The organism is Capnocytophaga catalasegens (assembly GCF_026005215.1).
GTDB lineage: Bacteria > Bacteroidota > Bacteroidia > Flavobacteriales > Flavobacteriaceae > Capnocytophaga > Capnocytophaga catalasegens.
The window spans coordinates 13,850-38,670 of sequence record NZ_BPMA01000057.1 but is presented as its reverse complement, the minus strand read 5'-3'; the positions used below and the strand labels follow the sequence as shown (position 1 = coordinate 38,670).

The 24,821-nt window shown below is 35.2% G+C and carries 19 protein-coding genes; 12 read left to right on the top strand and 7 right to left on the bottom strand.

Features of this window, described 5'->3' with window-relative positions; translation table 11 throughout:
• The first annotated feature begins 6 nt into the window (after positions 1-6).
• Entirely contained in the window at positions 7-621 is a 615-nt protein-coding gene (locus tag OO775_RS12215) for a deoxynucleoside kinase (protein ID WP_264847470.1), read from the top strand.
• A 74-nt stretch (positions 622-695) separates the two neighbouring features.
• Here OO775_RS12215 and purB read toward each other — a convergent pair whose 3' ends face one another.
• A complete protein-coding gene (purB, locus tag OO775_RS12210; RefSeq protein WP_264847469.1) occupies positions 696-2,030 on the bottom strand; it encodes an adenylosuccinate lyase in 1,335 nt (444 codons plus the stop codon).
• A gap of 158 nt (positions 2,031-2,188) precedes the next feature.
• Here purB and OO775_RS12205 point away from each other — a divergent pair, with 158 nt between their 5' ends.
• The 5 genes from OO775_RS12205 to OO775_RS12185 all read left to right on the top strand — a co-directional run bounded on the left by OO775_RS12205 (position 2,189) and on the right by OO775_RS12185 (position 10,489).
• On the top strand, positions 2,189-4,717 hold the full coding sequence (locus OO775_RS12205) for a zinc-dependent metalloprotease (protein ID WP_373874578.1): 2,529 nt from the start codon (positions 2,189-2,191) through the stop codon (positions 4,715-4,717).
• Positions 4,718-4,772: 55 nt separating this feature from the next.
• Positions 4,773-8,135 (top strand): SusC/RagA family TonB-linked outer membrane protein, encoded by a 3,363-nt coding sequence (locus OO775_RS12200; protein WP_264847467.1) that lies wholly within the window; start codon positions 4,773-4,775, stop codon positions 8,133-8,135.
• Positions 8,136-8,147: 12 nt separating this feature from the next.
• Complete coding sequence (locus OO775_RS12195) at positions 8,148-9,464, top strand: RagB/SusD family nutrient uptake outer membrane protein (protein WP_264847466.1); 1,317 nt, start codon at positions 8,148-8,150, stop codon at positions 9,462-9,464.
• A gap of 155 nt (positions 9,465-9,619) precedes the next feature.
• Positions 9,620-10,090 carry a transcription elongation factor GreA gene (greA, locus tag OO775_RS12190; RefSeq protein WP_264847465.1) on the top strand — a complete coding sequence of 157 codons (471 nt, stop codon included), beginning with the start codon at positions 9,620-9,622 and terminating at the stop codon, positions 10,088-10,090.
• Positions 10,091-10,099: 9 nt separating this feature from the next.
• Positions 10,100-10,489 carry an HIT family protein gene (locus tag OO775_RS12185; protein ID WP_264847464.1) on the top strand — a complete coding sequence of 130 codons (390 nt, stop codon included), beginning with the start codon at positions 10,100-10,102 and terminating at the stop codon, positions 10,487-10,489.
• 190 nt (positions 10,490-10,679) lie between these two features.
• On the opposite strand, the gene OO775_RS12180 is transcribed toward OO775_RS12185, so the two are convergent.
• From OO775_RS12180 to OO775_RS12165, 4 genes are all read right to left on the bottom strand, one after another.
• Positions 10,680-12,317 (bottom strand): ABC-F family ATP-binding cassette domain-containing protein, encoded by a 1,638-nt coding sequence (locus OO775_RS12180; RefSeq protein WP_264847463.1) that lies wholly within the window; start codon positions 12,315-12,317, stop codon positions 10,680-10,682.
• Positions 12,318-12,429: 112 nt separating this feature from the next.
• Positions 12,430-14,052, bottom strand: a complete 1,623-nt coding sequence (locus OO775_RS12175; protein WP_264847462.1) for a DUF4139 domain-containing protein — start codon at positions 14,050-14,052, stop codon at positions 12,430-12,432.
• 346 nt (positions 14,053-14,398) lie between these two features.
• Positions 14,399-15,088 (bottom strand): DUF6261 family protein, encoded by a 690-nt coding sequence (locus tag OO775_RS12170; protein WP_264847461.1) that lies wholly within the window; start codon positions 15,086-15,088, stop codon positions 14,399-14,401.
• A gap of 47 nt (positions 15,089-15,135) precedes the next feature.
• The gene (locus OO775_RS12165) at positions 15,136-15,312 is read right to left on the bottom strand and encodes a hypothetical protein (protein WP_264847460.1); all 177 of its coding nucleotides are present in this window, start codon (positions 15,310-15,312) and stop codon (positions 15,136-15,138) included.
• 108 nt (positions 15,313-15,420) lie between these two features.
• On the opposite strand from OO775_RS12165, the gene rimO reads away from it, so the two are divergent.
• From rimO to OO775_RS12135, 6 genes are all read left to right on the top strand, one after another.
• The gene (gene rimO, locus OO775_RS12160) at positions 15,421-16,725 is read left to right on the top strand and encodes a 30S ribosomal protein S12 methylthiotransferase RimO (protein ID WP_264847459.1); all 1,305 of its coding nucleotides are present in this window, start codon (positions 15,421-15,423) and stop codon (positions 16,723-16,725) included.
• A 3-nt stretch (positions 16,726-16,728) separates the two neighbouring features.
• Positions 16,729-17,205, top strand: a complete 477-nt coding sequence (locus OO775_RS12155; protein WP_264847458.1) for a DUF4112 domain-containing protein — start codon at positions 16,729-16,731, stop codon at positions 17,203-17,205.
• Positions 17,206-17,264: 59 nt separating this feature from the next.
• Entirely contained in the window at positions 17,265-19,865 is a 2,601-nt protein-coding gene (mutS, locus tag OO775_RS12150) for a DNA mismatch repair protein MutS (protein WP_264847457.1), read from the top strand.
• A gap of 51 nt (positions 19,866-19,916) precedes the next feature.
• The gene (locus OO775_RS12145; protein ID WP_373874577.1) at positions 19,917-20,168 is read left to right on the top strand and encodes a heavy metal-binding domain-containing protein; all 252 of its coding nucleotides are present in this window, start codon (positions 19,917-19,919) and stop codon (positions 20,166-20,168) included.
• Positions 20,169-20,238: 70 nt separating this feature from the next.
• Positions 20,239-21,063, top strand: coding sequence for a thymidylate synthase (locus tag OO775_RS12140; RefSeq protein WP_264847456.1), 825 nt, complete (start codon positions 20,239-20,241; stop codon positions 21,061-21,063).
• Positions 21,064-21,207: 144 nt separating this feature from the next.
• Positions 21,208-21,459 (top strand): type B 50S ribosomal protein L31, encoded by a 252-nt coding sequence (locus OO775_RS12135; protein ID WP_264847455.1) that lies wholly within the window; start codon positions 21,208-21,210, stop codon positions 21,457-21,459.
• 315 nt (positions 21,460-21,774) lie between these two features.
• Here the strand turns inward: OO775_RS12135 and OO775_RS12130 are convergent, their stop codons facing one another.
• On the bottom strand, positions 21,775-23,652 hold the full coding sequence (locus tag OO775_RS12130) for an SLC13 family permease (RefSeq protein ID WP_264847453.1): 1,878 nt from the start codon (positions 23,650-23,652) through the stop codon (positions 21,775-21,777).
• A gap of 108 nt (positions 23,653-23,760) precedes the next feature.
• Positions 23,761-24,738, bottom strand: coding sequence for a pyruvate dehydrogenase complex E1 component subunit beta (locus OO775_RS12125; protein ID WP_264847452.1), 978 nt, complete (start codon positions 24,736-24,738; stop codon positions 23,761-23,763).
• Positions 24,739-24,821: the final 83 nt, after the last annotated feature.

Genomic DNA, 24,821 nt, shown 5'->3' with positions numbered 1-24,821 from the left:
AGTATAATGCATATTGCCATAGCAGGAAATATTGGAGCGGGTAAAACAACTCTTACAGAACTTCTGGCAAAACATTATAAATGGGAACCTCATTTTGAAAGTGTGGTTGATAACCCCTATTTAGATGATTTTTATGCCAATATGGAGCGATGGAGTTTTAATTTACAAGTTTTTTTCTTAAATAGTCGTTTTAGACAAATTATTGATTTTCACGAAAGTCAAAGAGATATTATCCAAGATAGGACTATTTATGAAGATGCTCATATTTTTGCACCCAATTTGCATTCGATGGGGTTACTTTCAGCTCGTGATTATGCTAATTATACATCACTTTTCGAACTGATGGAAAAATTCATTTACCCTCCCGATTTGCTTATTTATTTGCGAAGCTCTATTGCCAATTTGGTCAAACAAATTCAAAAACGAGGGCGTGAATATGAGAGTTCGATTTCTATTGATTACCTCAACAAACTTAATAATCGGTATGAACAATGGATTGAAAGCTACGACAAAGGCAAACTTCTTATTATTGATGTAGATTCTATTAACTTTGTTGAAAGCCAAGAAGATTTAGGCGAAATTATCAATAAGATTGATGCACAATTATACGGATTATTTTAATTTCTTATAACAAATATAAACTAAAGCCTCAAATAATGAGGCTTTTCATTTGGAGCATTTTTAAAAAAATATTTTTATATTCCTGTATAGTTTTCAGGAGAAATTGTTTTAAGTTCTTCTTTTATTTGTTGTGAGACCGAAAGTGTATCAATAAAATTGGCTATGACTTCTGCATTGATAAGTTCGTTTGTTCGAGTAAGTCCTTTCAAAGCTTCATACGGATTGGGATAGCCTTCTCTTCGCAAAATAGTTTGAATAGCTTCGGAAACTACTGCCCAATTAGCTTGCAAATCAGCCTGAATTTTTGTCTGGTTCAAAAGCAATTTGTTCAATCCCTTCAACGTAGCTTGTAAAGCAATTAGCGTATGCCCAAAAGGTACACCTATATTACGCAATACGGTGCTGTCGGTAAGGTCTCGTTGTAATCGCGAAACAGGTAATTTTGCTGACAAATGTTCAAAAATGGCATTGGCAATTCCTAAATTTCCTTCGGAATTTTCAAAATCAATCGGATTTACCTTATGAGGCATTGCTGAAGAACCTACCTCTCCTGCTTTTATCTGTTGTTTGAAATAATCCATTGAAATGTAAGTCCAAAAATCGCGATCAAGGTCTATCAAAATTGTATTTATTCGTTTCAAAACATCAAAAAGTGCTGCCAAATTATCATAGTGTTCTATCTGTGTAGTTGGGAAAGAATGATGAAGACCTAAGATATTTTCGACAAAATTTGTTCCAAAATTTTTCCAATTGACTTGTGGATATGCTACTTTATGAGCATTATAATTGCCTGTTGCTCCTCCAAATTTTGCTGAAAAAGGAACACTTTGAAGCTGTCGTAGTTGTTCTTTTATCCTGACAACAAACACCTCTATTTCCTTACCTAAGCGTGTTGGTGAGGCAGGTTGTCCGTGCGTACGTGCCAAAAGTGGAACATCTTTCCATTGTTGCGAAAGTTCTTCTAATTTTTTTATAACTTCTTGTAAATAAGGCAAATATACTTTATTTATTGCCTCTTTAACCGAAAGCGGTATAGCAGTATTGTTAATATCTTGCGAAGTAAGTCCAAAGTGAATAAATTCTTTGTATGATTGTAAATCAAGTCGGTCAAAATGGTTTTTGATAAAATATTCGACCGCTTTTACATCATGATTAGTCGTTTTTTCAATTTGCTTGACTTCAAGAGCATTTTCTGTTGAAAAATTGGTATAAATACCTCGCAAATCAGGGATTAAATTGAGGTCAAAGTCAGCCAATTCTGGTAAAGGAAGCTCGCACAAAGCTATGAAATATTCTATTTCAACCTGCACTCTATAACGTATCAAAGCTTCTTCTGAAAAAAATGGAATCAGCGAATGGGTTTTATCGGCATAACGCCCATCAATTGGAGAAATTGCTTGTAATGACATTCGTTTCTTTGTTTAAAAATAAAGCTACAAAATTACATTTTTTTCTTATTTAAAAATATTTTTCAATATATTTTTTCTTTTTTTAAGAATTTTCTTCTAATTTTTTTTTCAAATATTTAATAAAATATCTAATTTTGTAGCTTTAAAAATAAATTCTAATGAATACACTCAAATATGTGGTAATTTTTTTCTTGATGAGTCTGCCTCTAATGGCACAAACCAAGAAAAATGACAAAACGACTAAAGATACTACTGAAACGAATAAAGAAAAGAAATACGAAGAGTTGGTCAAAAAATCATTAGTCAAAAAAGGATTTTTTACAATTATTCAGAAAGATACAGATTATTATTTTGAAATTCCTGATTCGCTCTTACAAAGAACTTTTATGATTGTAAATAAACTTTCACAAGTCCCAATGCAGTTGAATGAAGCCGGACTTAACAAAGGAATGAATTTTGAAAACAAAATTATCACGTTTGAAAAAGATACTATTTCTAAAAAAATCTGGGTAAAAACCTCTGAACCTATTGTTTTTTCACCAGCACAAGACGCTATAACACTTTCTGTACAAGACAATTTTGCACCATCAATACTTGAGTTTTTTAATATTCACACTTATAATACTGATTCCACAGCTGTTGTTGTTAAAGTTAATAAAGTTTTTGATGGAAATGAAAAAAGTTTTAATGATGTACTTACTCATACCGGATTGGGAGGATCAATAAAAACAAATCTGTCACAAATTCAGTCAATGAAAGCTTTTTCACAAAATATAGTTATTCGCTCCAATTTAACCACTTCGGTCAATGAAGGAGGAGGAAATGTTCCCATAACTATTGGTGTAACAAGCAATTTGGTTCTATTGCCAGAAACTCCTATGCCAGCTCGTTTTGAAGATGAACGTATAGGATATTTCACTCAAAAACATTGGTTTTTTAACGATAAACAACACGCAATGGAAAAAAGAAAATCAGTAACCCGTTGGCGACTCGAACCCAAAGAAGAAGACATACAACGCTACTTGCAAGGAGAACTTGTCGTTCCACGAAAGCAAATTGTTTTTTACATAGACCCAGCTACACCTAAGCAATGGCGTAAATATATTATTCAAGGAGTTAATGACTGGAACAAAGCCTTCGAGCAAGCAGGTTTTAAAAATGCTATCACAGCCAAAGAAGCCGATGCAAACGATGATAACTTTGATTTAGACGATGTTCGTTATTCTGGAATCACTTATGTGGCTTCTGCTAAGGCAAATGCCATGGGACCTTCGGTAGTAGACCCTCGCAGTGGTGAGATTATAGAAGCTGATGTGGTTTGGTGGCACAATGTAATGACTTCTTTGCATAATTGGATACGTGTTCAAACAGGAAGCATCAATCCACTTGCTCAAAGTAATACGTTTAGTGATGAACTTATGGGAGAGTCTATTCGTTTCGTTTCTTCGCACGAAATAGGACACACTTTGGGACTTAAACATAATATGGGAGCATCTAATGCTTACCCCATTGATTCACTTCGCTCTGCTTCTTTTGTAGAAAAAAATGGGATTTCCCCTTCTATTATGGATTATGCTCGTTACAATTATGTAGCACAACCCGAAGATAACATACCTAATATCAATCCAACTATCGGAGTTTATGACCGATATGCTATTGAATGGGCGTATCGGTGGTTTCCTGATGAAAAAACAGCCGAAAAAACGCTCCGAGAATGGGTTAATAAGCATAGTGGCAATCCTTTGTATTTCTATGGAGAGCAACAATCTTCCAAAAACATTATAGACCCACGTTCTCAGTCAGAAGATTTGGGAGATGACCCTGTCAAAGCAAGTCAATATGGTTTGAAAAATTTGCAACGAGTAACCGAGCATATCCTGCAGTGGACAGCCGAAAAAGATGCTGATTATTACAAAGCAGGAAAACTCTATACAGAAGTCATCAACCAATGGCAATTATATAACAGACACGTAATGAACAATATAGGTGGATTGTATCGTAATAATTTGGTACAAAATGACGGACAAAAAACATACATTCCTGTACCATATCAAAGACAGAAAGAAGCGGTTGAATATCTCAATACCCATGTATTCACACTACCTCAATGGTTGTTTTTTGACCAAGAAATATTGCAAAAAACGTATGCTATCAAAGATACTCCCATAGGAGCTTTTGAAACCTCTCCCTATACACTAGCGCGTGAATATCAATATTCAATACTATACGAATTATTAGATGATGAACGTATATTACGATTACTCGAAATGGAAATTAAGCCTCAAAAAGAAACCATTTTCACTACCAAAGATTTGTTTTCAATGCTACGCAATCACATTTTTGCTAACACAAAAAAAGGAAAATCTTTAACCATTTTAGAACGAATGACTCAAAAAAATTATGTCGATGGACTTATTGTTTCTACACAAAAACTTTTTGAAAAAACAACAAATAAGTCATTAGATTTTGATAATACAAATACTTCTTATTGTGTTAATATTCAGGATTTTGTTCAATTAAATCAGGTCAATTTCAGTTCGATGAAACGTGTTTCGGAAGTAACAACTCTAAAACGTAACGAACTACGAGAGGTGCTTAGTCTTATCAAAAACAAAAAAGGAGATAAACAGACCAAAGCTCACTATCAAGACCTTGTCGATCGGATTTCTTTATTTTTCAAACAATAATCAATATCATTTCAGTACTAAATATTTTAACTAATCATATATAATACATCAAGACATGAACTATTTACAAAAATGGTGGTTATTAGTATGCTTTGTATCAATCAGTTATATACAAGCACAAACTATTACAGGAAACGTAACTGCTGCGTCTGATAAATTGCCCTTGGCTGGGGCTTCGGTATTTATTCCTTCAAAAACTATTACCAATCAATCTAACATTGATGGTTTGATAGAGAGTGTTGGTGTAGGAGTTATTACTGATTTTGACGGAAATTTTAGTCTTTCACTACCCAAAGGAACCAAGCAAATCGCTGTAAGTTTTATTGGTTTTCAAACTAAAATTATTTCGATATCTAACAAAACTCATTATGTTATTGTTTTAGAAGAAGAAACGAATACTTTACAAGAAGTAGTTGTTACTGGTTATCAGAAGATAGAAAAACGTAAACTTACTGCTTCTATTGCCAAAATAGAATCCAAAGATCTACAACAAGCAGGTGTAGCAAGCATAGACCAACTTTTGCAAGGACAAGTAGCTGGTTTGGTTACTACAGTAGAGACAGGTTCTCCGGGCGAATTATCCAAAATACGAATTAGAGGAACAGCCTCTCTTGACGGACCACAAGACCCTCTTTGGGTAATTGATGGACTACCTTTGGAAGGAAATGAAGTACCTGATTTGTCAGAGAAAAGTAGCATTGATGAACTTAGAAGTTATTCTATTGCGGGGCTCAATCCTGATGATATTCAAGATATTACAATACTTAGAGACGTTGCCGCTACTGCTATTTATGGAGCACGTGCTGCCAATGGTGTAATTGTTATCACAACTAAAAAAGGACGAAAAGGAAGCATGAAAATCAATATTTCGGCAAACACTTTCGTTACACAACGCCCTGATTTTAGCAAACTCAATTTGATGAATTCTGCTGAAAAAGTTGACTTTGAATTGGCTATGGCATCACGTAATGACTTATCATTCAGAACAGACAAAGGAGAAGTATATCGAATCCTTAACAATGCTAATGAATATAATACATATCAGTCACAAGGATTCAATGCCCTTTCAACCAATACGCAAAACGCTATCAATTCACTCAAAAATCAATACACAGCATGGGATAAATTATTGTATCGTTCTACCTTCAACAAACAATATACTGCAAGTTTTTCAGGTGGAGGAGAAAAAGCTGATTATTACTTTTCTTTGGGTTATTACAACGAAGAAGGAACAACTATAGGTACTGGATTCGAACGTTATAACGTATCGCTTAGCAATACATATCGTTTCAATGACCGATTTAAAACTGGTATTTCTTTATTAGGTTCACAAACTAATCGAAAATCATATGTAACTGATACTGGTTCTTTTACAAACCCTTCTAAATATTCGCGTGATGCAAATCCTTATTATATTCCTTTGAATAATGATTTGTCGTATGTATATGACCAAGACATTCGAGGATTAGATGATATTTATTTGCCTTTCAACTTCTTAGAAGAACGTTCTTCAACTGATTATCAACTGAAAAATCAAGCTATAAAAGCTATTATTGATGCTGAATATAAAATATTGAAAAACTTGACTTTTACCTCTCAATTGGGGATTCAGCTTGATGCAGATGCTACGGAAAAAACAGCTCAAAAAGAAACTTATTTTACACGAAAATATCGAGCAAATACAAGATATTGGGATAGTTCTTCAAGTAGCTTCAAATACTTTTTACCTGATGGGGGTATTATTCAAAATTGGAATACAAACTTTTTCCAGTACAATTGGAAAAATAATTTACAATATACTCTTGAACTAAATAACAAACACGAAATAGATTTGTTTGCTGGTGTAGAATTGCGTCGTAATCAATCAAAAACTATTCATACCAAAGGCTTTGGTTACAATGACAAAAATCTGACTACTAAACCTCTCATATTCAATCCCAATAGTAGTGAAGCGAATTCTTCAATGTTTAAACAATATAGTAAGAATGAAGTAGAAAATGCTTTTGTATCTTTCTATACAACAGCTTCTTACACGTATAAACATCGATATACACTTTTTGGAAGTCTTCGTTACGATGGCTCTAATCTTTTTGGAGTAGATCCAAAATACAAGTATTTGCCTCTGTGGGCAGTTTCGGGTTCATGGTTAATTTCCGAAGAAAATTTTTTACAAGGTAGTACTATTTTACCTTATTTACGTTTAAGAGCTTCATACGGATTACAAGGAAATATAGATAAAAACACATATCCTTATGTAGTTGGAACATATGATTCAACAAATATTTTGCCTAATTCACCACAAACCATCATCACGGTAACTTCTCCTCCTAATGACAAACTTCGTTGGGAAAAAACAACCAATTACAATGCTGGTTTAGATGCTGGCTTTTTTAACAATCGTATCCGTTTATCGGGTGATATTTATAGCCGTATCAGTTCTGACCTGATAGGACAACGTGCTCTTGCCTTAGAAAATGGATTTAATTATTCGTCTATTAACTGGGCAGAAGTTAGTAATAAAGGTTTTGAACTTACACTAACTACACACAATGTTCGCAAAGAAAACTTTGATTGGACAACAACAATAAGTCTCGCACATAACAAAAGTAAAGTAGAACGTATGCAAGTGCGTGATAATGAACGTATCCCATCGCGAGAAGGACTTCCTGTAAATGCTGTTTTTGCTTTCAAAACCAATGGATTAGATGCTGAAGGATTACCTATTTTTATTGATAAATCAGGTAAAGACGTTTCTTTGGTAGAGTTTTTCAAACTATACGACCCTTGGGCTTCCTTCTTTCCAGGTGTAATGACTGCAACAGAACTTAAAGAACCTCAAATCAGAGAGCTTTATACATATGTTGGTGATAAAGACCCTAAATACTCTGGTGGAATTATCAATACGTTTCGTTATAAAGATTTTGATTTGTCCATCAATGCTAATTTCAACATAAAACGAACAATGGTTCGCAATATTCCTTATGATCCTTCTCAAGTTGATAAAGGATTTAATTATTCACGAGATATTCTTAATGCTTGGACTCCTGATAACACACAAACTACAATGCCTCGTATTATTGGGGAAAACACTTTCTTGAATGGTAGCGATTCGTTTATGGCATATCAATGGCTTTCAGGTACAGACGCTACCAATGGTATTTCTACTATTTCCAGACTTGACACATGGGTTCAAGATATTAGTTATATGCGTATTACCAGTATCCGATTAGGATATTCATTACCCAAAGATGTTGTAAAACGTATAGGGTTTGAGTCATTCCGATTTAATATAGAAGGGCGTAATTTATTTGTTTTCAGTACAGATTATAATGGTTTTTTTGACCCTGAAACTTTTGGAAACATCTACGCTCAACCCATAGCCAAGTCAATAACTATGGGAGTTAATTTAACTTTTTAAATTTTAATTATTATGAAAAAATTATATCAATTTTTACTAATAGGAGGAGTTATTACACTAAGTAGCTGCGACAAATTCTTAGATATTGAACCCAAAGGAATGGTTGTCCCCTCTACAACAGAAGATTTTCGTCAATTGCTCAATTCTGGGTACAATATTTTTCCAAAATATAAATCGAATGTAGCTTTTCGCTCTGATGAACTAACAGCTAATACAAACGATGATAATTTCCCTGTATTTCAAAATATTTATATTTGGGAAGATGTAATAACCACTACCCAAACATTACAATATCCGTATGAAGATTTCTACAAATCTATCTTTTATGCTAATGAAACTATTAACTCAGGTCAAAGTAGAATGCCTGATTCTCCTGAGAAAAACCAACTTATAGCAGAGGCCTATGCGCTACGAGCATACAATTATTTTTCGCTTATTTCTATGTATGCCAGGTCTTATAATAAACTTACAGCAGCAACAGATAGCGGTGTACCCATAAACCTTATAGTCGATTTGGAACAAGATTTCCCAAAAGCGTCTGTACAAGCAACTTATGACCAAATTCTTTCTGACATACAAAAAGCAGAAAGTCTAATGCAACAAAACACATGGGAAGTTGGGCTCAACTATCGCTTTGCACGAGCTAATTTATATGCACTTGCAGCACGAGTATATTTGCATATGGGAGAATATACTTCTTCGGTCAGCTATGCAAATAAAGCTCTGAGCATCAACAATTCGCTGGTCGATTTAAATAATTCTCAAACTCAGCCTTCTGCATACAACTCTGTTGAATCACTCTTGGCTTTGGAGAATACTTTTACCTTACAATTACAAAAAGCTTCATTCGTTTCTGATGAGTTAATTGCAATGTATGATACAACTAACGACTTGCGTTTTGCTACATATATGACTTCCGATTCGGGAAAATATAAAGTTTCCAAAGCAGGGAACGACTCGTTCAAATGTTCTTTCCGAACTGCCGAATTATATCTTAACAAAGCCGAGAGTGAAGCCCGTTTAGGTAATGAATCTTCCGCCAAAAATACACTTTTGATTCTGCTCAAAAATCGATATTCGACAACGCATTACGCTACCATAGAGCAACACATCAATACTCTTTCAGGAAATGATTTGATAAACGAAATATTAAACGAGCGTATGCGTGAATTGGCTTTTGAAGGACATCGCTGGTTTGACTTGCGTCGTACCAATCAAAAACAAATCAATCACACTTTGAACGGACAAACTCATACCTTGCAAGCCAACGACCCTCGTTATACAATTCCTTTTCCAAAAGAAGCTATCCAAAACAATAAAAATTTGTAAAAAAGATTCCCGTTAAGTAGTGTAAACAAAGGAAAAATGTTTTTATTATAAATATTTTTTGGATACCAAAATATAATTTGTATCTTTGCACGCAGAAAATCCTCTCTTTCCAAAAAGAGGATTTTCTCTTTTTTTAATTTAAAATATAATCGTTTATGAAAGTATCATATTACACAGAAGAAGGATTCAAGAAATTGAAAGCAGAGTTAGATTATCTGCGTGATGTGGAACGCCCCAAAGCTTCACAAGCTATTGCTGAGGCTCGCGACAAAGGAGATTTATCAGAAAATGCAGAATACGATGCCGCCAAAGAGGCACAAGGACTTTTGGAATTGAAAATAGCCAAAATGGAAGAGCTTGTATCAAATGCTCGTATTATTGACGAATCGCAACTTGATACCTCCAAAGTGCTGGTTCTTTCCACTGTCAAAATCAAAAACAAAACTAACAATGCTGTTATGACCTACACTTTGGTGGCAGAGAGTGAAGCAGACCTAAAATCAGGAAAAATATCTGTTAGTTCTCCTATCGGAAAAGGTCTTTTGGGCAAATCGGTAGGTGATATTGCCGAAATAAAAGTCCCTAACGGAACTATACAAATGGAAATTATTGAAATTACAAGATAATAATTTGCCATGAGTAGTATTTTTACAAAAATAATCAAAGGAGAGATTCCAAGCTATAAAATAGCTGAAGATGAATATTGTATTGCTTTTTTGGATATCAATCCTAATGCCAAAGGGCATACACTTTGTGTACCCAAACAAGAAATTGATAAACTCTTTGATTTGGACCAAAATGTATATGAACACCTGATGAATTTCTCGTACAAAATAGCCAAAGCTTTAGAAAAAACTGTACCTTGCAACCGAGTAGGAATGGCTGTGGTTGGGCTTGAAATTCCACACGCTCACATACATTTAATTCCGATTAACGAAATGCACGAAATGACTTTTCAGAAAAAAATAACTTTATCTGGACAAGAATTTCAAGAAATTGCAGAAAAAATAAAACAATTTTTATAATCAAAAAAATACGATTTATTGTACAGATTTTATAAACTTTACAAGTATTCGTAGTTTGGGTTATTATATTACTCAGATATTGCCAAATCTGTAATCTTCTAAGAATAGATTTAATAATATCTAACAAAAAAACTATCTGAAATCAGATAGTTTTTTTGTTATCAATAAAGATATTTCTTGTGGTTGATTATTATTTCTTAGTTTCGATTTGTCGAAAGTTTTCCATTTTCTTTTTCTGTAAGAAACCATAAATATCTTCGAGGTGTTCGGTAATGCGTCCGCCTCCAAATTCATATACTTTGCTCACCAATCCGTCTAAAAAATCGCGATCGTGCGACACCACAATAAGCGTTCCGTCAAAATCGTTAAGAGCTTGTTTTAGAATATCTTTCGTTCGCATATCCAGATGATTGGTAGGCTCGTCTAAAATCAACAGATTTACCGGTTCAAGCAATAATTTAATCATTGCCAAACGCGTACGTTCTCCGCCCGAAAGTACTTTAACTTTCTTTTCGCTGGCTTCTTTATCGAACATAAACGCTCCGAGTATATCGCGGATTTTGGTGCGAATATCTCCTTTGGCAATATCGTCAATGGTCTGGAAAACAGACAATTCTTCATTGAGTAAAGATGCTTGATTTTGGGCAAAATACCCTATTTGTACGTTATGTCCAAGAGTGAGCGTACCTTCGTGGTCTATTTCTTGCATCAAACATTTTACAAAGGTTGATTTCCCTTCGCCATTACGCCCTACTAAGGCAACTTTTTCGCCTCGCTTGATGGTGAAATTGGCATTGGAGAATACTTTTTTGTCGCCATACGATTTGCCTATATCTTCGGCAATTACGGGGTAATTTCCCGAACGTGGCGAAGGTGGAAATTTCAATCGCAATGCCGATGTATCTTCTTCGTCTACTTCGATGATGTCTAATTTTTCCAACATTTTCACACGCGACTGCACCTGCAAAGTTTTCGAATACGTTCCCTTAAATCGCTCAATGAACTCCTTGGTTTCGGCAATCATTTTTTGTTGGTCTTCAAACTGCTTTTGCTGTTGTGCTCGGCGTTCTTTACGGAGTTCGAGGTAGTGCGAATATTTGGCTTTATAATCGTAAATGCGACCCATTGTAACTTCAATGGTACGATTAGTAATATTATCTACAAAGGCTCTATCGTGCGAAATTAGCACTACAGCCTTGGCGGTATTTATCAAAAAATCTTCAAACCATTCGATAGAATCGATGTCTAAGTGGTTGGTAGGTTCGTCCAGAAGTAATACATCAGGATTTTGCAAAAGCAACTTGGCAAGTTCGATACGCATACGCCAACCACCACTAAATTCTTCGGTTTTTCGATGAAAATCTTCACGGGTAAAGCCCAATCCGAGGAGTGTTTTTTCGATATCAGCTTCAAAATTTGTAGCTTCAATGCTGTAAAACTTTTCGCTCAATGCCGATACTTCTTCGATGAGTTTCATATATTCATCGGATTCGTAATCGGTACGAACGGTAAGTTCGTTATTGAGTTCTTCGATACGTTTTTCCATTTGATGCAAATGGGCAAACGCCTGAGCGGTTTCTTCAAACACGGTACGACCATCGTTGGTCATCAGATGTTGCGGAAGGTAAGCAATGGTAAAATCTTTCGGGTAAGAAATGTTTCCACGCGAAGGCTCACGCACGCCAGCTAATATTTTGAGTAAAGTTGATTTTCCGGCTCCATTTTTCCCCATAAGAGCAATTCGGTCTTTTGGATTGATTACAAAAGACACATCGGAAAAAAGTGTAGTACCGCCAAATTCTACGGTTAATCCGTTTACTGAAAGCATAATTATAAATTAAAGCTGCAAAGATAGAAAATTTATAAAAAGTAAAACCCAAAATAATTTCAATTGGACACATTTGTGAAAAAAATCTTTCAAAGCAACTTATTTTTTACTTTCATAGGTTTGGAATGAAGCTATTTTTGGGGTACTTTACCTTGTAACTGACTCTGTATTTTTGCAATTCATTGGGTTTTAGCTTCGTTTCCCAAGTGAGAATACCCGTTTCGAGGTCGGTAAGAGCCTTGCTGCTTTCGAGCAATTCTACAGAAATTTCATTGGTCGAACTCAGCGGATATTGGTCTTTGAGTACCAAATCAATATTTTGTCGCTTGTTGTTTCGTACCGAAATATCGTAAGTGAACGTCTGTTCTTTGTTGCTCGACATAAATTTAGTACCTGATTTATCCGAAATTTTCTCGTATTTTACCGATACGCGTGGGTCTTTCCCTAATGCCAATCGGAGTTTTTCTCCCGTTTGATTGGGGTCGATTTGTGTTTTACCTACATAGATTTGCTCGAAAATGACATTGGCTTCGCCTGCTAACAAATTGTAATTGGAATAGTTTTCAACCTCGGCAAGCAGAAATACATCAGTACCTTTTCGTGGGGCGCAATAATACGTATAAGTAGCTGGGAGTTCCACTTCGGTAAGAGCAACTGAGTGTGCTTTTCCGTTGGAAAGAATATCATATTTGGCTTGAATATCGAACGAGATATTTAGCTGATTATCTGTGGTGGTAACCAGATTGCCAATACTCTTTGCTTCTTCTTGTATAGTAACCTCTTTGTTTGTTTTTTTTGCAGATAAAGCCATTGCATTTTGTACATACATGGTGCGTTCAGAAATGGCTGAGGTAGATGTAGGCTCTTGCATATATACATACCAGGCTTGCAAAACGGGGAAGCTATTGTTCTGATTAGGATTTCCGCTGGTGAGTGAAAGTTTTACATTTTTCCAGTCCAGACCTGTTTTTTGCACGATTTTCGCTTTGTAAATCAGCTGAATAGGCGAAGTAATATCCGTTACATTTAGCTCATAGAAGGGTTGCCAATACACCCCGCTTGTAAGGTAATTGAGTTTGAAGTCGGCTTTTTGCGCCACGGAACTCATCACTTGTAGAATCAGTTTGCCACGCGAAGTATTTTTTTCTTGGGACGAAGACACATCGAGGCGGTTTTCAAGACGGCTCAGGGTCTGTTTGAGTTTATCTTCGCGCTCGGTCAGCTTATCGATATTATTCAAAATGGTGTTGCGTTTGTTATTGTAAAATTCGACTACTTTGCTTAGTTCCAGCACATTTACGCCCGTATTGCTACCACCTACTACTTGATTTTTGTCTAATAGTTCGATGGTTTTTATTTCGGTTGCTTTCGAGTTGGCAACACGCTTGATTTCGGCTTTTATCAATGAAATGCTATCGTGCACTTTTTTAATTTCTGCCGATGTTTCATCGACTTGGTATTCTGACATATAATCAGTAGAAAATTGCACCGAAAGGACACTCACATTTTTCGGGGCGAAAACCTGCACACTACTACTGTTAATAAGGTCTGACACGTCTTTAACAATCAGCTCACTAACTCCCTTAGGCAAAGTAACCGATAGCGAGTGGGTACATTCGGCAGAGTTAAAATATACTTTTACGCTCTCCAATTTTGAGTTTGTAAATAGTGGTTTTTGGGCTTGCGCAATGGCAAACATTGATATAAAAACCAAAAAAAAGATTCTCTTTTTCATTGCAAATAATTATTTAGTATTGGGTTGTTAAAATTGATTTTCAGAAAACGAAAATACGAAAAAAAAGAGAAATTACAATTTTTTTCGATGTTTATTTTCAGGCGAATGATTTGATGTTTTCAGTGGTTGCTTTCTTCTTAAATTTTCTTTGTCAAATAAACTTTGCGACCGTGTTGTAGTTTGAGGTATGAGTAAGAATACCAAGCATACCTATAATCTTGCAGAAAACAAATCCTTGACGTTTTTGTCGCACCCAAAGCAAACATTAGAATAAAAAAACCTCATATATAAAAAGAGTATACACAAGGTTTTTTTCGTTTTCTTTTGATTTATCTGCCCTCGTATTCTATTTCGCCGAAGCCAACGCCAGTTTCACTTCTTCATTGATAGCATCGGCAAGGGCTTTGAATTTGTCTTCGCCTTTTACGAATGCCATTGCATTGATGGCACGGCATAGATTGTCAAACTTCTCCTGCATTTCTTGACGAGCTTCTTTGCTTTTGCCAACTTCTTTCTGTGACTGCTCCAAGGTACGGTTACTGTGGATTTCATCAAAGCGTTCGTTGATAGGTTTTAGCAAATCAAGCCATTGTTTTGCTCCGATGAGCGTGATGTCTTTCTTAGCTTCGGTTTCTTCAAATTCTTCTGCCAAATTGCGAATAATAGCCGTTTCATCACGATAGGCACGGCGTTGCGGCGCATTGCCATATGCATTGATTTTAATTACCGAACGCTTAGCAGCATCGGCTTTTGCAGTTTCGGGGTGGGTAATGAAGAGTTTGCAGTGTGCGATAAAATTCATAAGCAATACATCTCTTTGTCCATCTAATTGAAGGATAAGGTCTGTTTGTTCATTCTTTCTGGAAGGACTTAACAAGTCTTCCAATGCTGCAAATGCCATATCGAACTCTGTTTTGACCTGAGAAAGCCCCAAATTTTCTAAATCTTCTTCCTTTGTAAGGAATTTCTGCACATTTTTTATCACTTGTGCAAATGCCATAAGGCGTAGCGCTTTCAAATTGCTTCTTTTAATCATAATTTTGAACTATTTATTGATTTATTGATACAAATTTATTTAATTTATTACAAATAATTCGTTGGAAAACCTCCTACATAGATGTTTGACTCTTTCCAATCGTTGGAAAATCTCCCGCATAGGTATTTGACTCTTTCCAATCGTTGGAAAATCCCCTGCATAGGTATTTGACGTTTTCTATCGTGCAGAGGCAATGCATGGCGTCTGTATATTGTGTTTTGCATTGTGTTTCTGCATGGAATGGCTACGTGGTGCGAATTTAGAAATTTATTCGGAAATAAACAACAGATAATACTGATTTTTGTATCTTTGCCGACCAAATACAAACAACAATGCGAACAAAATCTATCAAAAAAAATAAAATAAACGTAGTAACTCTGGGCTGTTCCAAGAATGTATATGACAGCGAAATACTTATGGGACAACTCAAAGCCAGTGGCAAAGAGGTTGTTCACGAAGAAAAAGGCAATATCGTTGTAATAAACACTTGTGGTTTTATAGAGCGTGCCAAAGAAGAAAGCATCAATACTATTTTGGACTATGTTCAGAAAAAAGAACAAGGAAAAGTAGATAAAGTTTTCGTAACCGGTTGTTTAAGTGAACGTTATAAACCTGATTTGGAAAAAGAAATTCCCGATGTTGATAAATATTTTGGTACTACGGAACTCCCCTTGCTCCTCAAAGCTCTGGGAGCAGACTACAAGCACGAACTTATCGGAGAGCGACTAACTACAACTCCCAAAAGTTATGCATATTTAAAAGTATCAGAAGGATGCGACCGCCCGTGTAGTTTTTGTGCTATTCCGTTAATGAGAGGCAAACACAAAAGTACGCCTATTGATGATTTGGTTATTGAAGCCAAAAAATTGGCCAAAAAAGGAATCAAAGAACTTATTTTAATAGCCCAAGATGTAACCTATTATGGGTTAGACCTTTACCAAGAGCGTAAATTAGCCGATTTACTGCGTGCTTTGGTCAAAGTAGAAGGCATTGAATGGATACGCATACATTATGCTTTTCCGACAGGCTTTCCGTTAGATGTGTTGGAAGTGATTAAATCTGAACCGAAAATCTGCAAATATATCGATATTCCCTTGCAACACATCGCTGACCCTATTCTCAAAAGTATGAAACGAGGAACAACCAAAGCCAAAACAATGCGTTTGCTTGAAGACTTCCGCAAGGAAGTTCCCGAAATAGCTATCCGAACTACCCTTATTGTTGGTTATCCGAACGAAACACAAGTCGATTTCGAACAATTGAAAGATTTTGTAAAACAAATGCGCTTCGAACGCTTGGGTTGTTTCACTTATAGCCACGAAGAAAATACTTCGGCATATGCCCTAGAAGACAATATCTCAGAAGAAGTAAAACAACAACGAGCCAATGAAATTATGGAAATTCAGTCGCAAATATCGTGGGAACTTAATCAACAAAAAATAGGAAAAACTTTCAAATGTCTAATTGACCGAAAAGAAGGAGGCTATTTCGTAGGACGTACTCAATACGATTCTCCCGATGTAGATAACGAAGTACTTATTGATGCTACCAAATACTATGTGAAAATAGGTGATTTTGTACTTATAAAAATCATAGATGCTACGGATTTTGATATGTATGGCGAACCTATTTCTTAAACTATGTCTCAAAAAGACCGCCGATTACAAACCTTAGCACAAAGCAAAAGCTATTGGTGGGCTAAAAAGCTAAAAACGTGGTTAGATGATTATTATCTGGACGGAATTGTTGGTTTAATCCCTATCATCGGAGATATACTAACGCAATTATTCAATTTTGTTTTTGTCTATATTTCTATTTTTAAAATAGGTTCTGTAAGGCTCACAATCATAATTTTATTTTACAGCCTACTTGATGTTTTGATAGGATTGATACCTTACATTGGTGCAATCGTCGATTTTTTCTACAAATCTTTTGAAAAAAATCTTACACTTATTGACAATTTTGTAAAACAAGATGCTTCTACCATAAAAAAAGTAAATACACTAACTTTTTGGGCTTTGATAGGGATTTTTCTTTTGCTCATAGCTATTGGGGTACTTATCTATTGGAGTTGGTGGCTGATTGATTCTGTATATCAGGCTGTAACGAATTTCTAATTTTTTCTAATTTATTTTTGTATCTTTGCCGATGCTAAAACTTTTTTTAATTTAAAAATATGGCGAAGTCTAGTAAAGAAACTCCTTTGATGAAACAGTACAATCAGATAAAAATAAAATATCCTGATGCTTTGTTATTGTTTCGTGTAGGTGATTTTTACGAGACCTTTGGTGAAGATGCTGTCAAAACAGCCTCTATTCTGGATATTGTACTTACAAGCCGAAACAATGCAGGCGAACGCATAGAACTTGCTGGTTTTCCTCATCATTCCATCAATACGTATTTGCCAAAATTGGTCAAGGCTGGATTTCGTGTAGCTATTTGCGACCAATTAGAAGACCCCAAGCAAACCAAAACCATTGTAAAAAGAGGCGTTACAGAACTTGTTACCCCAGGTGTTGCTCTGAATGATGATATTCTTCATTCTAAAACGAATAATTTTTTAGCCTCAGTATGGTTTGGCAAACTAACGTGTGGTATTAGTTTTTTAGATATTTCAACAGGAGAATTTTTAACCTCACAAGGAAATATTTCTTACATTGACAAACTTTTGCAAAATTTCAAACCCAGCGAGATTTTAGTTGCTAAAAATCAAAAAAAAGAATTTTTAGAACATTTCGGTGAAGATTTTCATCTGTTCTATTTAGAAGATTGGATTTTCAAAGAAGAATATGCCTTCCAAACACTTACAGGACATTTTAAAACCAATTCACTTAAAGGTTTTGGCATTGAAGAACTATCAGAAGGCATACTTACTGCGGGGTCTATACTTTTTTATCTTTCTGAAACTCAACACAACAAACTTCAACACATTACTTCAATACAACGAATTGTAGAAGATGCTTATTTATGGATGGACAAATTCACCATTCGCAATCTGGAACTCTATAATAGTTCGAATACCAATGCGATCACACTGCTCGATGTTATCGACAAAACCACTTCACCTATGGGAAGTCGTACATTAAAGCGTTGGTTGGCTCTTCCTTTGAAAAATTTGCAAAAAATAAAACAACGCCATCAAATTGTAGCGTATTTTATTAAACATATTGATTTACTTACCAAAACAAAAGAATTTATAAGCAAAATGGGCGATTTGGAACGACTCATTTCCAAAGTTGCCACAGGGAAAATAAATCCGCGTGAGGTTATTCTGATGAAAAACTCACTCGAAATGCTACCTCCTATTCAACAGATCTGTCAAAATAGCCAAAATTCTGATTTGAAACAATTAGGCGATAAACTTCACTTATGCAGAGAATTAGTTGCCCAAATAAAACATACTTTGAATGAAGAAGCTCCTGTTAGTATTCTCAAAGGAAATGCCATTGCAAACGGATTTTCAAACGAACTTGATGAACTCCGAGCCTTGTCGCACTCGGGCAAATCGTATCTTGATAAAATGCTCGAAAGAGAAATGCTTCGCACCGGAATTTCTTCATTAAAAATAGACAATAACAACGTTTTTGGCTATTATATTGAGGTTCGCAATACACACAAAGATAAAGTCCCCAACGATTGGATACGCAAGCAAACACTGGTGAGTGCTGAGCGATACATCACACCAGAACTCAAAGAATATGAACAAAAAATATTCGGTGCCGAAGAGAAAATTGCACAACTTCAACAAGAATTTTTCAACAAACTTGTCAATGATATTACTGAATATATTACTCAAATTCAGTCTAATGCTGTACTCATTGGACAATTAGATTGTCTGTGCGGATTTGCAATACTTGCCATTGAAAATAATTATCACCAACCTGAACTAAATGAAGATTTTTATATCAAAATCATCGAAGGACGACATCCTGTAATTGAAAAACAACTTCCACACGGAGTTCCATACATTGCCAATGATATATTTCTGGACAGAAAAGACCAACAAATATGTATGATTACTGGTCCTAATATGAGTGGTAAAAGCGCCATTTTACGACAAACAGCACTTATTGTGCTACTTGCTCAAATAGGAAGTTTTGTCCCTGCCAATGAGGCACATATAGGCATTGTTGATAAAATATTTACTCGTGTAGGTGCATCAGACAATATTTCGATGGGAGAATCCACCTTTATGGTTGAGATGAACGAAGCAGCTCTTATCCTTAATAATCTTTCCGAAAGAAGTTTAGTTCTCTTAGACGAAATTGGTCGAGGTACAAGCACATACGACGGAATTTCTATTGCGTGGGCTATTGCCGAGTATCTGCACGAACATCCATCAAAAGCTAAAACTCTTTTTGCTACACATTATCATGAATTGAACGAAATGAGTCAGCAGTTTGAACGTATCAAAAACTTGAATGTCTCGGTGAAAGAACTGAAAGATAATGTATTGTTTTTAAGAAAATTAGTCCCCGGAGGAAGCGCTCATAGCTTCGGAATACACGTGGCCAAAATGGCAGGAATGCCTCAATTCGTCATTGACAAAGCTAATAAAATACTCAAAAAACTGGAGGCTACACACACAACAGAGGCAACTTCTGATACACTTAAAAATACAGGTAAAAACGACTTACAACTGAGTTTTTTTCAGATGGACGACCCATTACTCGAAGATATAAAACAAGAAATCTTACATACAGACATCAATTCGCTCACACCGATTGAAGCACTGATGAAACTCAACGAAATAAAAAAATTGCTTAGCGGAAAATAATTTTTCCTATTTTTGAAATAAAAAAATATCAATTTTATAAATTATAAAAAAATGATTATAACAACAACCAATTCAGTAGAAGATCGCCAAATAGACAACTACGTAGGCATTGTTTTTGGCGAAGTAATCTCAGGAGTGAACTTCATCAAAGATTTTGGAGCAATGATTCGTAACTTTGTTGGAGGGCGAAGCGCAGGTTACGAAGAAGAACTAATGAAAGCCCGAGAAAATGCACTTAACGAAATGAAAGAACGAGCCTTACAAATGGGGTGCGATGCAATTGTCGGAGTAAAAGTAGATTAAGAAACACTAGGTGCTGATGGTGGAATGCTTATGGTAACTTGCTCTGGCACAGGAGTCAAATTAAAATAATATGCAACAATATCACAATTTACTAAAACATATCTTAGATAATGGGTATCGAAAAGACGATCGTACTGGTACGGGAACAACCAGTATTTTCGGATACCAAATGCGCTTTGATCTAAATGAAGGTTTCCCTTTGGTAACTACCAAAAAACTTCATTTAAAATCAATTATTTATGAACTTTTGTGGTTTTTAAAAGGCGATACCAATATCAAATACTTGACTGAAAATGGAGTCAGAATTTGGAATGAATGGGCAGATGAAAATGGCAATTTAGGTCCTATCTATGGGCATCAATGGCGTAATTGGAACGATGAGAACATCGACCAAATAAAACAAATTATTGAAACTATTAAGAAGAATCCGGAGAGTCGACGTATGCTTGTTTCGGCTTGGAATCCATCTGTATTACCTGATACTTCAGTATCTTTTGCTGAAAATGTAGCCAATGGAAAAGCCGCATTGCCTCCTTGTCACACTTTTTTCCAATTCTATGTAGCTGACCAAAAACTATCGTGCCAACTTTATCAACGTAGTGCCGATGTATTTCTGGGAGTTCCTTTCAATATTGCCTCATACGCATTACTTACAATGATGATGGCACAAGTTTGCGGACTTCAAGTGGGAGATTTTGTTCATACTTTTGGTGATGTTCATATTTATAACAATCATCAAGAGCAAGTAGCGCTACAATTGAGTCGTACTCCTCGTAGTTTACCACAAATGAAACTTAATCCTGTTGTAAAAGATTTATTTTCATTCAATTATGATGATTTTACATTAGAAAACTATGACCCTTACCCGGCTATTAAGGGTGAAGTATCTGTTTAAAATCAACTAAAAACCAGCATGTTACATGTTTTTCACCAGAAAAAATAGAAAAATAAAAATATTTTTGAGAAATAATATTGCAATATTCAAAAAAAGATGTAACTTTGCCACCTGAAAATTTAGAGAGATTAAAATAACATAACAATGAAAAAAGGTATCCACCCAGAATCTTACAGATTAGTTGCATTCAAAGATATGTCCAATGAAGATATTTTCATTGCCAAATCAACGATTGAAACCAAAGAAACTATTGAAGTTGAAGGTGTAGAATATCCACTTGTAAAGTTGGAAATTTCAAGAACTTCACACCCTTATTATACAGGAAAATCAAAACTTATTGATACCGCAGGACGTATTGATAAGTTCAAAAGCAAATATGCTAAATTCCAAAAATAAGAAATATTTTTATACACTACACTCATATGAAGCTATCCATACGGATAGCTTTTTTGTTGATAATACTAAATAAGTATAGAAATTCAATTCTTATAATTTAATTTTTTGACAATGAATAAGTTATATTTTATTTCAATATTTTACAATTTTTTGTAAATGCTCATTTGAAAAAACTTCAATCTATGTGGTCATTTAAACATTTTTGAATTTCTTTATAAATCAAATAATTTTCGGGCGTAACTCTTAGAGTATTTTATCAGAGGAATTTTTGAATAAAAAATACCACCAATATTACCCTTAAAAAAACTTTTTTAATCAAAACGGAAACAGTAAAGGTAATACAAAAATCATTACAATTCCCATAATTATTTGGAGCGGAAGCCCTACTTTTACATAATCCATAAAGGTATATCTACCTGCAGACATAACCAAAGCATTAGGTGGTGTCGAAAAAGGTGAAGCAAAACACATACTTGCCGCTATAGCTACCGCAAACAAAAATGCCTGAGGATTGATACTCAGTGAGGTTGCTGATTGCAAAGCAATTGGAGCTAAAAGCACTGCTGTCGCTGTATTACTAATGAACATGGTCATAAGCGAGGTCGTAAAATAAATACCCGCCAAAAGCACATAAGGACTATATTTACCTAAACTTCCCACAAGTGTTTCTGATACAAGGTTAGAAACACCTGTTTTTTCCAGAGCCAAAGCCATCGGTAACATTCCTGCTATCAGTACAATGCTCTCCCAATTGATAGTTTTGTAAGCGGCTTCAACATTACGTAACGCTCCTGAAATGACCATAAGAACTGAGGCTATAAGTACCGCTGTTACAGGCGAAATTGGAATAAAATCGAACATCATCGTAAAAATCATTGCAACCATAATAAACGCCACAATAGGTGCTTTGTGATTTAATGTAACTTTAGAAGCCTCACTTAGGGGTTGTCCCAAAACAAGTAAACTAGAACGTTCTTGACTTAATTTGGCAATACGCTCCCACGTACCTTGCACCAAAAGAATATCTCCTGTGTGCATCTTTTCATCTTTCAAATTTTGGAGAATATAGCGGTCTTGTCGTTGTATTCCTAAAATATTCAACCCGAATAATTCTCTAAGTTTTGATTCTTTTACGGGAATATTCACTAATTTAGAGGTTGGCATTATCAAAACTTCTGCTATTCCTATTTGATTAAAATCAAACACCTCTGATCGATTTTCTTCAGTATGATGCACATCTAAAAGTGTTAGATTGTTCTCGCTACAAGCTCGTTGTACATTGTCAAATCTTCCTTGAAGATACAAGATATCTCCTTCAAAAATAATAGTTCCTGCACTTACAACTTCCTGATTTGTTGTTTTGAAAAAGGGATTATTAGTAGTTGATTTTCTGCGGATTTCTAAAACAGAAAGCTGATATTTCTGCGAAATATTTATATCCTTGATTGATTTTTTGACAAAAGTAGAATTTGCATTTATTTGAATCCGATACAAATTGGTAGAGAGTTGATATTCATTAACCAAATCATTCAACGATTTTCCTTCTTTCTTATTTTCCAAAGCGTCTGATGTTCCTTTTTTAGATAAAAAAAACTTACTTGCTGGAATCAAAAACAACAATCCTACAATTAGTCCAATCAATCCTACCGGAGTAAATGAGAAAAAAGAAAGTTTCGAATAACCTGCCTTAACAAGCTCACCATCAATAATAAGGTTGGGCGGAGTACCAATAATAGTGAGCATACCTCCCATACTGCTTGCAAAAGCAAGAGGCATAAGTAACCGACTGGTGTTAATATTGGAACTCATAGCCATACTTACCACAATAGGAAGCATCAGAGCAACAGTCCCTGTATTGCTAACAAAAGCTCCAATAAAAGCTGTTACGCACATTACTAAAATAAGAAGTTTGGTTTCATTATTTCCTGCCAAATGTAAAATACGACTACTTATCATTTTGGCAAGTCCTGTTTGAAAAATAGCTCCTCCTACCACAAAGAGTCCTATCATCATAATCACTACTGAGTTAGAAAAACCGGAAAGAGCCTCAGTCGGAGTGAGAATTCCCAAAAGAATCAAAAAAATAAGCGAACACATCGCCACAAGGTCTGAACGAACCTTTCCACTCATAAAAAATGCTGCCGAAGTCAGCAAAATAACAATCGTTACAATGGCTTCAAACGAAATTTGCATAATAATTTTTTTTAGCGAAAGTTACAATTTTTTATTCTAAAAAACAAAAAAGCGAATAAAATTTTACTTCATTTTATTCGCTTAAACTAAATATTCAAATAGACAATTTTATTTGTACATTACTTTTTTAACAGCTTTGATAACATCATGTGCATTAGGCAACCACTCATATAGAAGAGTCGGTGAGTATGGAGCTGGTGTATCAGCTGTTGTAATACGTTGAATGGGGGCATCTAAATAATCAAATACATTTTCTTGTACTTGATAAGTTATTTCTGAAGCTACACTTGCAAAAGGCCAAGCCTCTTCCAAAATTACCAATCGATTTGTCTTTTTAACGGAATTAAAAATAGCTTCTCTATCCATCGGACGGATGGTTCTCAAATCAATGATTTCGCATTCAATACCTTCTTTGGCTAGCTCATCAGCTGCTTTAAAAGCTTCTTTAATTATTTTCCCGAAAGAAACTATCGTTACATCTTTACCTATGCGTTTAACATCAGCAACTCCAAGTGGAATCGTATATTCTTCTTCGGGAACTTCTCCTTTGTCTCCGTACATTTGCTCCGATTCCATAAAAATAACAGGGTCATCATCTCTAATAGCAGATTTCAAAAGCCCTTTAGCATCATAAGGGGTAGAAGGAACAACCACTTTGAGACCTGGGCAATTGGCATACCAATTTTCAAAAGCCTGAGAGTGTGTAGCTCCTAATTGTCCAGCAGAGGCTGTTGGTCCTCGAAAAACAATCGGAATATTAAATTGTCCTCCTGACATTTGTCGCATTTTTGCCGCATTGTTAATAATTTGATCAATAGCTACTAATGAAAAGTTAAAAGTCATAAATTCTACTATTGGACGATTCCCATTCATCGCAGCTCCTACCGAAATCCCTGCAAAACCAGCTTCGGCTATTGGAGAATCGATTACGCGCTTGGGACCAAATTCATCTAACATTCCTTTTGAGGCTTTATAAGCTCCATTATACTCAGCAACTTCTTCGCCTATAAGATAAATGGACTCATCGCGACGCATCTCTTCACTCATTGCCTCGCAAACCGCTTCTCTGAATTGTATTGTTTTCATTATTTACAATATTTTAATCTTTTTGGAAGTGCAAAAGTACGTATAATATTTGGGTTATCCGAATTTTTTATCAAAATATTTTT

What these genes read in the sequence shown, in the direction of transcription:
- OO775_RS12215 (WP_264847470.1), top strand. Translation starts at nt 7, where the DNA reads ATGCATATTGCCATAGCAGGAAATATTGGAGCGGGTAAAACAACTCTT.
- purB (WP_264847469.1), bottom strand. Translation starts at nt 2,030, where the DNA reads ATGTCATTACAAGCAATTTCTCCAATTGATGGGCGTTATGCCGATAAA.
- OO775_RS12205 (WP_373874578.1), top strand. Translation starts at nt 2,189, where the DNA reads ATGAATACACTCAAATATGTGGTAATTTTTTTCTTGATGAGTCTGCCT.
- OO775_RS12200 (WP_264847467.1), top strand. Translation starts at nt 4,773, where the DNA reads ATGAACTATTTACAAAAATGGTGGTTATTAGTATGCTTTGTATCAATC.
- OO775_RS12195 (WP_264847466.1), top strand. Translation starts at nt 8,148, where the DNA reads ATGAAAAAATTATATCAATTTTTACTAATAGGAGGAGTTATTACACTA.
- greA (WP_264847465.1), top strand. Translation starts at nt 9,620, where the DNA reads ATGAAAGTATCATATTACACAGAAGAAGGATTCAAGAAATTGAAAGCA.
- OO775_RS12185 (WP_264847464.1), top strand. Translation starts at nt 10,100, where the DNA reads ATGAGTAGTATTTTTACAAAAATAATCAAAGGAGAGATTCCAAGCTAT.
- OO775_RS12180 (WP_264847463.1), bottom strand. Translation starts at nt 12,317, where the DNA reads ATGCTTTCAGTAAACGGATTAACCGTAGAATTTGGCGGTACTACACTT.
- OO775_RS12175 (WP_264847462.1), bottom strand. Translation starts at nt 14,052, where the DNA reads ATGAAAAAGAGAATCTTTTTTTTGGTTTTTATATCAATGTTTGCCATT.
- OO775_RS12170 (WP_264847461.1), bottom strand. Translation starts at nt 15,088, where the DNA reads ATGATTAAAAGAAGCAATTTGAAAGCGCTACGCCTTATGGCATTTGCA.
- OO775_RS12165 (WP_264847460.1), bottom strand. Translation starts at nt 15,312, where the DNA reads ATGCAAAACACAATATACAGACGCCATGCATTGCCTCTGCACGATAGA.
- rimO (WP_264847459.1), top strand. Translation starts at nt 15,421, where the DNA reads ATGCGAACAAAATCTATCAAAAAAAATAAAATAAACGTAGTAACTCTG.
- OO775_RS12155 (WP_264847458.1), top strand. Translation starts at nt 16,729, where the DNA reads ATGTCTCAAAAAGACCGCCGATTACAAACCTTAGCACAAAGCAAAAGC.
- mutS (WP_264847457.1), top strand. Translation starts at nt 17,265, where the DNA reads ATGGCGAAGTCTAGTAAAGAAACTCCTTTGATGAAACAGTACAATCAG.
- OO775_RS12145 (WP_373874577.1), top strand. Translation starts at nt 19,917, where the DNA reads ATGATTATAACAACAACCAATTCAGTAGAAGATCGCCAAATAGACAAC.
- OO775_RS12140 (WP_264847456.1), top strand. Translation starts at nt 20,239, where the DNA reads ATGCAACAATATCACAATTTACTAAAACATATCTTAGATAATGGGTAT.
- OO775_RS12135 (WP_264847455.1), top strand. Translation starts at nt 21,208, where the DNA reads ATGAAAAAAGGTATCCACCCAGAATCTTACAGATTAGTTGCATTCAAA.
- OO775_RS12130 (WP_264847453.1), bottom strand. Translation starts at nt 23,652, where the DNA reads ATGCAAATTTCGTTTGAAGCCATTGTAACGATTGTTATTTTGCTGACT.
- OO775_RS12125 (WP_264847452.1), bottom strand. Translation starts at nt 24,738, where the DNA reads ATGAAAACAATACAATTCAGAGAAGCGGTTTGCGAGGCAATGAGTGAA.